Below are 12406 nucleotides of genomic sequence, written 5' to 3' on the forward strand. Positions count from 1 at the left end.
GGCCACGCGGACGGATCATCGCTTGTGGGCGCGGCCAAAACCGGTGAGGAAGGCGGTGAGATTGTCGCCGAGCTCATCGCAGAGATAACCGCCTTCCTGGACGATGACCGTTGGCAGGCCGAGCCGGGCGATCGCCTCGCCAATGCGCGAAAAACCAGGCGTGCTCACCGACAGCCCGCCGAACGGATCACCTTCGAAGGCGTCTAGCCCCAGCGCGACCACAAGCGCATCGGGCGAGAAGGCGTTGATGCGCTGGAACGCTGCCGCCAGTGCTTCGAGGAAAGCCGCATCGCCGGATTTGCGCGGCAGCGGCAGGTTGAGATTGTAGCCGAGGCCGGCGCCTTCGCCGCGCTCGTCGGCATAGCCCCAGAAAAACGGATAGAACCGCACCGGGTCGGCATGCAGCGACACGGTGAGCACGTCCGGCCGGGCATAGAAGATGCCTTGCGTGCCGTTGCCGTGATGCAGGTCGACGTCGAGGATCGCCACCCGCGCCGCCTGCTTGCGCAGAACCTGTGCGGCGACCGCCGAATTGTTGATGAAGCAGAAGCCGCCGGCGACGTCGGCAAAGGCGTGATGGCCGGGCGGCCGGCACAGCGCATAGGCGGCCGGCGCCCCCGACATCACCGCCTCGGCGGTTTCAACCGCGCTCCAGGCGCTCCAAAGCGCGCTCTGCCACGTCTCGCCGGAGATCGGGCAGGCTGTGTCGGCCATGTGGTAGCCGGCTTGGCCGACCGCCGAGGCCGGATAGGAGCCGTTCCGCGCGATCGGGTGGATGTTGGGGATGACCTCGGCCGAGGCGCCCTCGATGCGCTGCCAGCGCGCGAAGATATGGTGAAGGAAATCGAGATATTCCGGCGTATGTACCGCAGCAATCGGGCAGAGTCCGTGATCCCGCGGCCGTTCGATCGTGCAGCCGGCAGCCCTTGCGCCGGCCAACAATCGCTCGACCCGTTCCGGCTTTTCCGGATTGGGCTGCGGCGCGCCGCTGGAGAGGAACGCCTTCGGGTCGTGGCGCTTCTGTTCTTCGGCATAGAAGGCTTTCATGTTGGCTCCTCCGGTGCATCGGCGAAGGCGAAAAAGGCGTCGCCGACGATCTTCTGCACCTGCTCGTAGCTGGACCAGGCAATGCCCAACCGTTCGTAAAAAGCCTTGGCGGTCTCGTTGTCGGTATCGACAGACAGCTTGAGATAGACGCCGCCGTCCTTCCGGCATTGCGCCGCGACCCGGCGCAGCAGGCGCTCGCCGATCCCGCGGCCGCGAAAACGGTCCTCGACATAGAGATCCTGCACATAGACACCGGGCCGGCCCATCCATGTCGAGAAGATTGGAAAATGCAGGCAAAGCCCGGCAAACTCGCCGCCGACCTCGGCAATCAGGGTCGAGAAGGCAGGCTTCTCGCCAAAGCCATAGGTGCGGAGATCCCGAGATGTCGAGGTGATCTCCTGATGTGCGCCGACATGCGCGCCGAGCCGTATGAGCGCGGCGTGGATGGTTTCGACGTCCTCCACCCGGCCGGGCCGGATGACAATGTCTCTTGACGGTGGGTTGGTCACGGCCGCATCTCAGAACGCCACGCGGTCGCCGCCCTTGAGCGCCAGCATCTGCCGCGCCTCGGCCGGCGTCGCGACGTCCAGCGACAATCCGTCGAGCACGCTGCGGATGCGGCGCACCTGGTCGGCATTGGACTTGGCGAGTTGGCGCCCGTCGTAGAGGCTGTCCTCCAGCCCGACGCGGACATTGCCGCCCATCGCCGCCGCAATCGAGACCATCGGCATCTGGTGGCGTCCGGCGGCCAGCACCGAAAATTGGTAGCTGTCGCCGAACAGTTTGTCGGCGATGCGCTTCATGTGGATCAGGTTTTCTGGATCGGCGCCGATGCCGCCAAGGATGCCCAAAACAAACTGGATGAACAAAGGTCCAGACACCAGCCGACGATCGCGAAAATGCGCCAGCGAATAGAGATGGCCGACATCGTAGCACTCGAATTCGAAGCGCGTGCCGCAACCGCGCCCGAGCTTCTCGAGCACCGTCTCCATGTCGGCAAAGGTGTTTTTGAAGATCGTGTCGCGGGTGGCCTCGAGCAGTTTCGGCTCCCATTCGTGCTGCCATTCCCGCGGCCGCTCGAGCATCGGGAACAGCGCAAAGTTCATCGAACCCATATTGAGCGAACACATTTCCGGCTCGGCCCTGAGCGGCGCGGCCAGCCGCTGGTCGAGCGTCATCAGCGACGATCCGCCGGTGGTGATGTTGATCACCGCATCAGTCGCCTGCTTGATGCGGGGCAGGAACTGCATGAACACCTCGGGGTCGGCGGTCGGCCGCCCATCCTTAGGGTCGCGGGCATGAAGATGCAGGATCGAAGCGCCGGCCTCGGCGGCGGCGATTGCGTCTGCGGCGATCTGGTCCGGCGTCACTGGCAGATGCGGCGACATCGACGGGGTGTGCACCGACCCGGTGACGGCGCAGGTGATGATGACTTTGCGCGGTGCCATGGTTCGTTCCTCAGCCTTCGACCGGCAGGTCGAGCTCGCCGGCCAGCACCTCGAGCGCGTCACCGATGATGGATATGATCTCGCCGATCTGCGCGGCGGTGACGATCATCGGCGGCGCGACCATGAAATTGTCGCCGTCGACACCGCCCTTGACCTTGCGTCCGTAGATGATCAGGCCGCGCTCATAGGCGAGGTCGAGCAGGCGCTGAGTGGCCTTTTTCGCCGGCTCGATCGGCCTCAGCGTGTCCGGATCGGCGACCATTTCGGCACCGGTGAGCAGGCCCTTGCCGCGGACGTCGGCGATGAACGGAAACCGCTTCGCCAATCCCTTCAGCTCGTCCATCAATAGCTCGCCCATGAAAGCCGCGTTGGCGATCAGGCCGAGACGGTCCATCTCGCCGAGCACGGCGAGCCCGGCGGCGCAGGCGAGCGGATTGCCGGCATAGGTATGGCCGTGCTGGAAGCCGCCCGACGCGAGCAATGGCTGCACCAGCCGCATCGGTGCCGCCAGCGCGCCGAGCGGCGCGTAGCCCGAGCCCAGCCCTTTCGACAGCGCGACGATGTCTGGTTTGCAGTTCCAGTGGTCGCCGCCAAGGAATTTTCCGGTGCGGCCGGCACCGCTCATCACTTCGTCATGGATGAGCAGGATGCCGTAGCGATCGCAGATCTCGCGGATGCGCGGATAATAGCTGTCGGGCGCCACCAATGCTGCCGTGGCAGCGCCGCCGACCGGCTCCATGATGAAGGCGAGCACGCTCTGCGGTCCCTCGGCGAGGATCTTTTCCTCCAGCATGTCGGCGTAGCAGGTGCCGCGCTGTTCCATCGAAAGATTGTCGCGGTCGCGCCAGGCGGCAGGCGCCGGCACCGTCGGCATGACCTGCATCATCGGCGCAAAAGTTTCGGCCAGCGCATCGTCGCCGGTGACGGCGAGCGCGCCGAGCGTGCCGCCATGATAGGACGGAAAGCGCGTGATCACTTTCCAGCGGCTGGGCTGGCCGATGGCGACCGCCCATTGCCGCGCCAGCTTGACGCAGGATTCCGTTGCCTCCGAGCCGCCGGAGACGAAAAAGATGCGGTCCAGGCCCTCGGGGAGTTTGGCCGCCAGTTGCCGCGCGAGCTCCTCTGCCGGTTCGTTCTCGAAATGCAGGCGGTAGGCAAAGGTGGCGCGGTCCATCTGCCGTTTCATCGCGTCGAGCACGTTGCGATTGGAGTGGCCGATATTGGCGACCATCGGGCCGCTCGATCCGTCGATGAAGCGGCGGCCATCCTGCGTCCACATGTAGATGCCTTCGGCGCGGTCGATCAGCGGCCGGCGCAGGCTGGACAGATAAAACAGATGCGAGGCTTCGCGGGCTTCCGGGGCAGGGGACTTCAGCATGTCATGACTTTCCGAGATAGCGGTCGAGGACATTTCTGGTAACACGCTCGACCATCGCATCCTGCCTTAGCAGGCCGGTAACCCATTCGCAGCTTCCGGCGTGAAACACCTCGCCTTCGCCGCGCGGGAAGTTGACGATCATGCCGTTGCCGCGTTTGACCTTGTCCAGATTGGCGTCGCTTGCCTCGCCGAACAGCGTTTCGGCGGTGAAGCGGCCGTCCTCGTCGCCGAGGAACTGGTCCTCGAACGGGATGTCGGCGCTTTCCTCGACCTGGGCCGCCATGCCGACCGCGAGCACCTGCAGGCCGTCCGGTGCGCCGCTGTCGGACGTCGGGTAGGGCAGGCCGCCGCGGATCTCGAAATCGAGCCCATCGACCTCATAGCCATAGACATGGCTGTCGGCGCCGAGCAGGTCGCCATAGTAGATGCCGGTACCGGCAAAGGCCCAATGCTCCGGCCGGTAGACCGGAAAGCCGCGCACACCGCGCGGCGCGCAGCCGCCCCAGCCGGCATAGACGCCTCTTGTCGCGTTGAGGCCGAAGGTCGCCGCACCCGGCCGGCCGATTTCCGGCGCTTCCCAGGAATTGGTGGCGCGCCTTATATCGCCGCCGCGATAGGCCGGGTCCTCGGCGCGGGCGCGGTATTTGTAGCAGACCTGCCGGCGGCCTTCGTCCTCCAGCCTGGTCTGCCACATGAAGTTGCCGGCAAAGCGCGCCGCATGACCGCCGCGCTCGACATAGGTGTCGACCGCATCGCGCATTTCCCAGGTCCAATATTCGTCGTGGCCGACGAAGACGACGCAGTCATAGCCGTCGAGAATGTCGGGCGAAAAATGCAGATCGTGCTGGCTGGCGAGATCGACGGCGTAGCCGGAACGCTCAGCGAAGCGGAAGAAATGGCTGTCGTAGCTTGCCCAGCCGGCTGAGGCGTATTTCTTCGAATGGCCGGTGGCAAAGGCCCATTCCATGTGCGGATAGCGCGGCACGGTTTTCGGCGGCACCGCGACTTCGAGCGGCACGCGCGGCGCATCCTTGGGCAGCACGACGAAGCCGCGGCACCAAGGCCGCTGCGTCGACACCATTCGTGCATACTGGTCGCGGGCCGGCCCGGTGATGCCTTCGTAATGGTTGGAACCGCCCCATGTGTTGTAGGCGAGCCAGGTGCCGGTGGCCGCGACCTGCAGCACGCGGCCGGGTTTCTTGCCGGGCTGCGGCGAGACGATGAAAAGGTGATGACAGCGGATCGGCTTGCCGTCGCGACCGTCCGCTTCAAGCGTGACGCGATAGGCGCCGGATGGCCAGTCGTCGCCGATGCGAAACTCGAACGACGCCTGCCAGCCGCAGCCTTCGACCGAACATTGATCCGGCGTATCTTGCCACCGCGCCGCAATCCCGGTCCTTTCGAACATTGTCGTTTCCGCGCCGCCGTCGCGGATGATCGCGATGCCGAAACCGGCGGCCGTCGAACTGACATGCAGCGCCACCATCTCGCCGGGGCGATAGGAAAAACGGTCGCTGTAGCACCAGATTTCGCCGCGCCCGCCATCCATACCGGGCCATTCCCAGTAATGGCTGCGCACCGCCTGGCGTCGCTGCTCCGGCGTCAGTCCGAAATCGGGAAACTCGGTCGGCAGATGGTTCATGGACACCGCTAAGGTCGAAGGCCGCCATTTCGGCCATCCGCCGGCCAAGCGTCAATTGGAAACGATCGGGCCAGCCATTGCCGGGCTGCTCCCTTGGCCTTGCCGGCCAAACAGACTATCTCACAAAGGGCGGCGTTGTCCGCCACGGGAGCCGATATGCTGAGAGTGCAAAAGGTCAGGGTCGACGACATCTACGTGCCGACCGCGCGCAAGAAGACGCTGCATCCTGAAACCGTCCGCCATCTGGCCGAGGACATTCTGGAAAACGGCATGAAGATGCCGATCCAGGTGCGCCATGACGGCAAGCGCCACGTCTTGGTCGAAGGCCTGCATCGGCTGGAAGCGGCCAAGTGGCTCGGCGAGACCGAGATCGACGCCTATCTGGTGCAAGCCAAGCGCCACTGAAGCCACTCGGTTCCGTCGCTCGAATCTCCGGTCCCGCGGATTTTTTCGCGGGCCGTGTCGGCTTGCGTCTTGTCGGTTCGTCCTAGACACGAAAGCCAAACCGACGTGTGAGGAACGCCATGACCACCAAGCTCGACATCGCCCCCAACTCCGACCGCGAGCTGGTTCTCGCCCGCATCATCGATGCGCCGCGCGAGAACGTCTATCGCTGCTGGACCGAGCCGAAGCTGCTGACGCAATGGTTCTCGCCGAAGCCGTGGACGACGCCGCGCGCCGAAATGGATGTGCGGACCGGTGGCTCCACCCTTGTCGTCATGGCCGATCCCGAGGGCAAGGAGTTCCCGAATCCAGGCATCTTCCTCGAAGTCGTACCAGGCAAAAGGCTCGTCTTCACCGATGCCTATGCCAGGGCGTGGGAGCCGTCCGAAAAGCCGTTCATGACGGTCGTGCTGACCTTCGACGACGAGGGCGAGGGCAAGACCCGCTACATCGCCCGGGTTGCGCATTGGTCGGTCGCCGACCGCGAACAGCACGAGAAAATGGGTTTTCACGACGGCTGGGGCCAGTGCGCCGAACAGCTCGAGGAGGTCGCCAAGCTACTTTGATGCACAAGCGACTTTGATGCAAACGAGAGAGGGAGACTGATATGTCCAGATCGATATTTATTGCCATTTTCGCCTCGGCCGCCGCGCTCTTTGCCGCGCCGGGCGCCATCAACGCAGAGGAGGCCAAGCCCGCCATGACGACCGCAACCGCAACACTGCCGAAGCCGCAAAAGTCCGGCCTGCTGCCGATCAACGGCCTGAACTATTATTACGCCGTCTATGGCAAGGGCGAGCCACTGCTTCTGCTGCATGGCGGTCTCGGCACAACCGACATGTTCGCGCCGATCCTGCCGAAGCTTACCGAAAACCGCACCGTCATCGGGGTCGACCTACAGGGCCATGGCCGCACCGCGCTCGGCGACCGGCCGCTCAGCTTGGAGGCGATGGGCGACGACATGGCGGCGATCGTCAAGGCGCTCGGCTACGACAAGGTCGACGTCATGGGTTATTCGCTGGGTGGGGGCGTCGCCTTCCGCATGGCCGTGCAGCATCCCGACGTGGTGCGCCGGCTCGTCCTGGTCTCGACCGGCTACGCTGCGGACGGCTTCTATGCCGAGATGCGTGGCCAGCAGGCACAAGTCGGCGCAGCGATGGCCGACATGATGAAGGACACGCCGATGTACAAATCCTACGTCGCGGTCGCGCCGCATCCGGAGGATTTTCCGAAACTGCTCGACCAGCTCGGCGCCTATATGCGCAAGGACTACGATTATTCTGCCGACGTGCCGAAGCTGAAAATGCCGGTCATGCTGGTGTTCGGCGACAGTGACATGTACCGGCCCGAGCACGAGATCAAGTTCTACCAGATGCTTGGCGGCGGGTTGAAGGACGCCGGCTGGATGCGCGAGAACCTGTCGCAAAACCGCCTGGCGATCCTGCCGAACCGCACCCACTACGACGTGTTCTTCGCGCCGGAACTGACAGCTGCCACGCTGCCGTTCCTCAATGGCGAGACCAAGGTCAAGACTTGGGATGAGGTCGTCAACGAAACGAACTGACGTCCAGTCAATTGTCTGCCGGCCGTCTCCCGCGAGATGGCCGGCATTTCGTTGATGAGGCCTTGGCGCGGCGCATCCAGCCGATCGCCCATCGGCCGGATCACAGCTTTAGATAACGCCATCAAAGCTTTTCAATTGACGGTGCCACGCCTATCGATAGGTATCGTCTATCCTCGCAGGGAAGGGACATGGGCGATGGCAAGATATCAGGGCGGGTGTTTGTGCGGTGCGGTGCGCTACCATGCCGAGGCGACACCGATCAATGAGCGCGTCTGCCATTGCCGGCTCTGCCAGAAGGCACTGGGTGCCGCCTTCAACGCGCGCGTGCTGTTCCGCATCGACGATGTGACGGTCGACGGACCGGTGGCGACGGTGAATTCCTCGCCCGATCTCAAGCGTGGCTTTTGCCCGCGTTGCGGCACGACGATGTTTTCCCGGCGCGATTCCGCCGGCATCATCGGCATCACGACCGGCTCGCTCGATGATCCTTCGGTGTTCAGGCCTGAGATGCACATCTGGACCGCCTCGAAGCAGCCCTGGGTCCAGATCGACGACGGCCTGCCGCAATATGAAGGCGCGCCACCTCCGGCTTGAGGTGAAGTCTGGATAAAATTTAATCCAAAGCGACACGAGATAGCCGGCAAAGCGTCATTGGCGGGCCATCATTGCTGCCTATCTATTGCGTGCGGGCGGCAGTCGAGGAGGCGACGGAATGAACGACAGCATCAACACCCTGGACGAGCTCTTGAGTGATCCGATGATCAAGCTGGTGATGGAGCGCGACCGCGTGCAGCCGGCAGAACTTCGCACGCTGCTCGAGGAAAAGGTCCGCCGGGCGGACGATGATGTGGCGGTCAACGATCGTTTTGTACCGCCGGCCCACCTGATGGCCACGACCTGCCACAAGCTGTGGCTGTGCGGCTAGGGTCGTGAAGCTGTCAGCCGGAATTTGCCGGCAAATAGCTGTAATGGCTGCGGAAATAAGCCAGCCTGAAGCCGAGGCGCGCATAGTTGCGATACGCCGGCCCGTCGCGTTCGGACTGCGGCGCCTCGATGTCGGCCACGAACAGTTTTGCACCGGCCGCAAGTCCGTCGCGCACCATCGCTTCGCCGAGCGTTGCATCGAGGTCGAAGCTCGGCGCCATGATGCCGGGCACCGGCGCGTCGATGCCGCTCCAGGCCATGCCGTCGGCACCGATGAACATCGAGCGCACCGCCGCCACCGCGCCGTCCCGCCGCAGCATGTAATGATGCCAGCCGCGTCGGCCGGCCAGCGCTAGCAACCATGGTGAGGTCGGCAACCGATATTGGCTGTCGATGAACCCAGCCCATTCCCTTGCCGTTGCCGACGTCACCCGCTCGACCGAGACATCCTTCGACGGGAAAAGCGGCTCCGTTGGCAATGGCGTGGCGTCGCGAAAGATGCGTTCCCAACCGCCCTGACGCTGCAGGCCGCGTGCCTCGAGCCAGCAACTGAGCGTCGCGGGCTTGGTATGCGGATTGGTGTAGAACCAGGGCCGCAGAATACCGGCCTCGCGATAATGCGCCAGAAGCGCGTCGAGCCGGCTCTCGGTGGCAGCGCTATCGACACCGAGATTCTTGACGCAGTTGAAATGGATGAACGGGATCGTCGTGCAGGTGGTCCAGACGAGATCGCCATCTTCGGCGACGGCAAGGCCTTGCCTTGCGGCAAAGTCTGCCGGGGCGGCGCGATAGAGATCGAGCCAGGCATTGACCTCGGCGCGTTCGATAACGCGGCTGAGATCGCCAGATATCTCGTCGATGCCGATGGCGGGCGAGCGTCGCTCGGGCGGGGCTACGTGCTGCAATTCTGACAGGGCGGCGGGCTGCATGACTTCCTCCCAAGTATGGCCTTACACCGTAAGATTAGTGGAGACTAATCTCATGCAGTGAGTTGTCAAGCGGGATTGCGAGGCAGCCACGTGGTCGAACGTTGGGGATAGCGCACCCCGTCCGGGCGAACGTCCCGATGCAAACCCCCTAATAATTCGATTCAAACTTTGTTGGTAGTTTCTTGTTAGGAATCCAGCTTGGTTTGTCCGGCGGCGTTGTCCTGCCTTCGGTCTGTTGTGTTTTGCGTACAGGTCCAGATGCGTATATCAGGCGTCGTCATCTTTTCGATCGCAGCGCTGTGCCTTGCCGGCTGTACGTCGACCTCCGGCGTCGATGCGCTGCAGGTGCCGTCCAGCGAGACCACCAGCTCGGTTGTGCGGCCACCCGCGCCGGTGGCATCCGTGGCGAAAACTGATGCTGCGCCCGCTTTTGCCGAACAGGAGCAGGACGAACAGCCGGTCGCGATGGGCGTACCCGATCAGGACGTCGAACCGCCGGCCGAGGTCATCGCGCTGATGTCGCCGCCGAAGCGGCTGACACGCGCAGCACCGGCGATGCTTGCCGAGCCGGTCACGCGCTATGGTTTTCGCGACGCCAAGCCGATCAATTTCGGTAAGTCCTCCTCGCCGAGGCGCCTTGCCGTCCATGGCGTCGACGTTTCGCGCTGGCAGGGCAATGTGAACTGGCAAAAGCTGCGCGCCCAGGGCGCCAACTTCGCCTACATCAAGGCGACTGACGGCGGCGATCATATCGACCCGATGTTTACCAGGAACTGGCGCAATGCCGACGCCGCCGGCTTGAAGCGCGGCGCCTATCACTTCTTCTACTGGTGCCGCACCGCCGGCGAGCAGGCCGACTGGTTCATCCGCAACGTGCCGAGGGTCGAGGGCGCGCTGCCGCCGGTGATCGACGTCGAGTGGAACGGCGAATCCAGCTGCAAGCGGCGCCCATCGCGGCAAAAGGTGCTGGAAAAGATGCAAGTGTTCATGGACAAGCTCGAGCGCCACTACGGCCAGCGGCCGATCATCTACACCGCGCCCGACTTCTACCGCGACAATCTGCGCGGCGCCTTCCCCGATTATCCATTCTGGCTGCGCGCCGTGGCCGCCCACCCGTCCAAGGTCTATCCCGGCCGCAAATGGCTGTTCTGGCAATATTCCGGCTCCGGCCTGTCGCACGGCGTGAGAGGCCGCATCGACCTCAATGTCTTCCACGGCGATGAGCGGGCATGGCGCGACTGGGTTGGCGGCCGGCAGATGGTAGCGGAGGCGGAGTAGCGGCAGCTCTTGCCTTCTCCCCTTCTTGTGGGAGAAGGTGGATCGGCGCGCAGCGCCGAGCCGGATGAGGGGTGTTGGACGGATCGCCGTCGGTGCCAAGCTGGAGCACCCGTCATCCGACCGAGCTTCGCTCGGCCACCTTCTCCCGCAAGGGGAGAAGGGGAGGCGCAGCTTTTACGCCTCAATATATTCCGCATATTCCGCCAGGCTGACACCTTTGGGCACATCCAGTCCATCGGCGCGCGAGGCCTTCGATGTGAAAGCGTATTGCGTCGCGAATTTCGGTTTTTCCACCTCGAGCACCGATCGCAATGCAGCCGGGTAGGTCCGGCAGCTAAGCGGAAAAATTGTTTCCGGCTTTTCGATGACTGCCACGTAACGCATTGCGCGACCTCTTCGGTTGGAAATGTCATTATGGCTAGCGGCCGATCATCTACACCGACGTAGTTGAACAGCAGCTCCTCCTGAGATCTTTCCTGCTCTAATGAGCACATCGTCACGGATATTGAGGACGGCTTCGAGTCAACGCTGAGCGCGGGGCGCGGTTCGGTGGGCGAGAGCGTCTACTCCCTCATGCCGGCCTCTTCACCACCAAATCCTCGCTGCGGTCCACTGAGAGCACAGGCTGACCCATCCTCAGGTGTAGCTCGATAGCCGACACGCTTCCCCATAGGGTCCCCGACGTGGCTTGTGACCCACACGTCTCGATCACGCAAAACAGGAGCGCATCATGTCGCAGGCAGAAACAAAAACCCGCACGACTGGTCAGCAGGAGACAAACATGAGCTTGGACAACATTTCACACCCCTCGATCCAGCACTGCGCCGACAGCCTGAACGCCAAGCACAGCAACGGTAGACCGGAGCCCGAATTGGTTCCGTCGCGCTACGCGCTGCAGGTCGGCGACATCGACGTGCTGGTGGTCAGCGATGGAGTGCTGCCGATACCAGCGCCGGTTATGGCATATAACGTCGACCCGGCCCTCCGGGCGGCCTGGCTGGACGACATGTTCCTGCCGCCGGACGTGCTCGAGTGGCCGCTGAACGTGGTCGTCGTACGCAGCGGCGACCGGACCATACTCGTGGACGCCGGGCTGGGGATGGACCCGGACTTGCACTTGCCGAGGGCCGGGCGGTTGGTCTCGCGACTGGAGGCCGCCGGCATCGATCTCGCATCCGTCACCGACGTGGTGCTGACCCATATGCACATGGACCACATTGGCGGGCTCCTCATCGACGGGGTGAAGGACCGGCTGCGTCCGGATCTGCGGATTCACGTGGCGGCCGCCGAGCTCAAGTTCTGGGAGTCGCCCGATTTCTCCCGCGTCTCCATGCCAACGGGGTTCCCGGATGCGCTGCGGCGGGCGGCCAAGCGGTTCGTGAACGACTACCACAGCCAGTTGCGGCCGTTTGAGACGGAGCATGAGGTGGCGCCGGGGGTGGTCGTCACGCTCACCGGCGGCCACACCCCCGGGCACAGCGTGGTCCGCCTAGCGTCCGGCGGCGATCGGCTGACGTTCGCCGGCGACGCCGTGTTCCAGGTCGGGTTCGACCAACCCGACTGGCACAACGGCTTCGAACACGACCCCGAGGAGGCGGCCCGCGTCCGGATCAATCTTTTGCGGGAGCTGGCGGCGACCCGCGAGCCGCTGGTGGCCACTCACCTGCCGTTCCCGTCTATCTGCCATGTGGCGGTGGACGGCGATGTCTTTCGTTGCGTGCCGGCTGTCTGGGACTACTGACCCGCGTATTG

The 12406-nt window shown here is 63.9% G+C and carries 14 protein-coding genes; 7 read left to right on the plus strand and 7 right to left on the minus strand.

The window, feature by feature from the left end:
- Nucleotides 1–15: 15 nt before the first annotated feature.
- Genes NMG46_RS11015 through NMG46_RS11035 form a run of 5 tightly spaced genes read right to left on the minus strand, consistent with a single transcriptional unit; the run spans nucleotide 16 to nucleotide 5515 of the window.
- On the minus strand, nucleotides 16–1047 hold the full coding sequence (locus NMG46_RS11015; RefSeq protein ID WP_254817669.1) for a histone deacetylase family protein: 1032 nt from the start codon (nucleotides 1045–1047) through the stop codon (nucleotides 16–18).
- A complete protein-coding gene (locus NMG46_RS11020; RefSeq protein WP_254817670.1) occupies nucleotides 1044–1556 on the minus strand; it encodes a GNAT family N-acetyltransferase in 513 nt (170 codons plus the stop codon). The genes NMG46_RS11015 and NMG46_RS11020 overlap by 4 nt, the downstream gene beginning before the upstream one ends.
- A gap of 9 nt (nucleotides 1557–1565) precedes the next feature.
- The gene (locus NMG46_RS11025) at nucleotides 1566–2495 is read right to left on the minus strand and encodes a 3-keto-5-aminohexanoate cleavage protein (protein WP_254817671.1); all 930 of its coding nucleotides are present in this window, start codon (nucleotides 2493–2495) and stop codon (nucleotides 1566–1568) included.
- Between the two features lie 10 nt (nucleotides 2496–2505).
- On the minus strand, nucleotides 2506–3873 hold the full coding sequence (locus tag NMG46_RS11030) for an aspartate aminotransferase family protein (RefSeq protein ID WP_254817672.1): 1368 nt from the start codon (nucleotides 3871–3873) through the stop codon (nucleotides 2506–2508).
- A gap of 1 nt (nucleotide 3874) precedes the next feature.
- Nucleotides 3875–5515: a ThuA domain-containing protein gene (locus NMG46_RS11035; RefSeq protein WP_254817673.1), complete on the minus strand. Its 1641-nt coding sequence runs from the start codon at nucleotides 5513–5515 to the stop codon at nucleotides 3875–3877.
- 156 nt (nucleotides 5516–5671) lie between these two features.
- On the opposite strand from NMG46_RS11035, the gene NMG46_RS11040 reads away from it, so the two are divergent.
- The 5 genes from NMG46_RS11040 (at nucleotide 5672) to NMG46_RS11060 (ending at nucleotide 8448) form a co-directional block, all read left to right on the plus strand.
- Entirely contained in the window at nucleotides 5672–5920 is a 249-nt protein-coding gene (locus tag NMG46_RS11040; RefSeq protein WP_254817674.1) for a ParB N-terminal domain-containing protein, read from the plus strand.
- A gap of 119 nt (nucleotides 5921–6039) precedes the next feature.
- Entirely contained in the window at nucleotides 6040–6525 is a 486-nt protein-coding gene (locus NMG46_RS11045; RefSeq protein WP_254817675.1) for an SRPBCC family protein, read from the plus strand.
- A 41-nt stretch (nucleotides 6526–6566) separates the two neighbouring features.
- Nucleotides 6567–7523: an alpha/beta fold hydrolase gene (locus tag NMG46_RS11050; protein WP_254817676.1), complete on the plus strand. Its 957-nt coding sequence runs from the start codon at nucleotides 6567–6569 to the stop codon at nucleotides 7521–7523.
- A 195-nt stretch (nucleotides 7524–7718) separates the two neighbouring features.
- Nucleotides 7719–8117 (plus strand): GFA family protein, encoded by a 399-nt coding sequence (locus NMG46_RS11055; protein WP_254817677.1) that lies wholly within the window; start codon nucleotides 7719–7721, stop codon nucleotides 8115–8117.
- A 118-nt stretch (nucleotides 8118–8235) separates the two neighbouring features.
- On the plus strand, nucleotides 8236–8448 hold the full coding sequence (locus tag NMG46_RS11060; RefSeq protein ID WP_023717422.1) for a hypothetical protein: 213 nt from the start codon (nucleotides 8236–8238) through the stop codon (nucleotides 8446–8448).
- A 13-nt stretch (nucleotides 8449–8461) separates the two neighbouring features.
- Here the strand turns inward: NMG46_RS11060 and NMG46_RS11065 are convergent, their stop codons facing one another.
- Nucleotides 8462–9376 (minus strand): hypothetical protein, encoded by a 915-nt coding sequence (locus NMG46_RS11065; protein ID WP_254817678.1) that lies wholly within the window; start codon nucleotides 9374–9376, stop codon nucleotides 8462–8464.
- Nucleotides 9377–9634: 258 nt separating this feature from the next.
- Here NMG46_RS11065 and NMG46_RS11070 point away from each other — a divergent pair, with 258 nt between their 5' ends.
- On the plus strand, nucleotides 9635–10654 hold the full coding sequence (locus NMG46_RS11070) for a GH25 family lysozyme (protein ID WP_254817679.1): 1020 nt from the start codon (nucleotides 9635–9637) through the stop codon (nucleotides 10652–10654).
- 174 nt (nucleotides 10655–10828) lie between these two features.
- Here NMG46_RS11070 and NMG46_RS11075 read toward each other — a convergent pair whose 3' ends face one another.
- Nucleotides 10829–11029, minus strand: a complete 201-nt coding sequence (locus NMG46_RS11075; protein ID WP_352477395.1) for a type II toxin-antitoxin system HicB family antitoxin — start codon at nucleotides 11027–11029, stop codon at nucleotides 10829–10831.
- Nucleotides 11030–11384: 355 nt separating this feature from the next.
- Here NMG46_RS11075 and NMG46_RS11080 point away from each other — a divergent pair, with 355 nt between their 5' ends.
- Nucleotides 11385–12395: an MBL fold metallo-hydrolase gene (locus NMG46_RS11080; protein ID WP_254817680.1), complete on the plus strand. Its 1011-nt coding sequence runs from the start codon at nucleotides 11385–11387 to the stop codon at nucleotides 12393–12395.
- Nucleotides 12396–12406: the final 11 nt, after the last annotated feature.

Origin of the sequence: Mesorhizobium sp. LMG 17147 (genome assembly GCF_024297145.1) — a bacterium.
Lineage (GTDB): Bacteria > Pseudomonadota > Alphaproteobacteria > Rhizobiales > Rhizobiaceae > Mesorhizobium.

Excerpts from the sequence above, each read along its gene's own strand:
- NMG46_RS11015 (WP_254817669.1), bottom strand. The coding sequence starts at position 1,047 with ATGAAAGCCTTCTATGCCGAAGAACAGAAGCGCCACGACCCGAAGGCG.
- NMG46_RS11025 (WP_254817671.1), bottom strand. The coding sequence starts at position 2,495 with ATGGCACCGCGCAAAGTCATCATCACCTGCGCCGTCACCGGGTCGGTG.
- NMG46_RS11030 (WP_254817672.1), bottom strand. The coding sequence starts at position 3,873 with ATGCTGAAGTCCCCTGCCCCGGAAGCCCGCGAAGCCTCGCATCTGTTT.
- NMG46_RS11035 (WP_254817673.1), bottom strand. The coding sequence starts at position 5,515 with ATGAACCATCTGCCGACCGAGTTTCCCGATTTCGGACTGACGCCGGAG.
- NMG46_RS11040 (WP_254817674.1), top strand. The coding sequence starts at position 5,672 with ATGCTGAGAGTGCAAAAGGTCAGGGTCGACGACATCTACGTGCCGACC.
- NMG46_RS11045 (WP_254817675.1), top strand. The coding sequence starts at position 6,040 with ATGACCACCAAGCTCGACATCGCCCCCAACTCCGACCGCGAGCTGGTT.
- NMG46_RS11050 (WP_254817676.1), top strand. The coding sequence starts at position 6,567 with ATGTCCAGATCGATATTTATTGCCATTTTCGCCTCGGCCGCCGCGCTC.
- NMG46_RS11055 (WP_254817677.1), top strand. The coding sequence starts at position 7,719 with ATGGCAAGATATCAGGGCGGGTGTTTGTGCGGTGCGGTGCGCTACCAT.
- NMG46_RS11060 (WP_023717422.1), top strand. The coding sequence starts at position 8,236 with ATGAACGACAGCATCAACACCCTGGACGAGCTCTTGAGTGATCCGATG.
- NMG46_RS11065 (WP_254817678.1), bottom strand. The coding sequence starts at position 9,376 with ATGCAGCCCGCCGCCCTGTCAGAATTGCAGCACGTAGCCCCGCCCGAG.
- NMG46_RS11070 (WP_254817679.1), top strand. The coding sequence starts at position 9,635 with ATGCGTATATCAGGCGTCGTCATCTTTTCGATCGCAGCGCTGTGCCTT.
- NMG46_RS11080 (WP_254817680.1), top strand. The coding sequence starts at position 11,385 with ATGTCGCAGGCAGAAACAAAAACCCGCACGACTGGTCAGCAGGAGACA.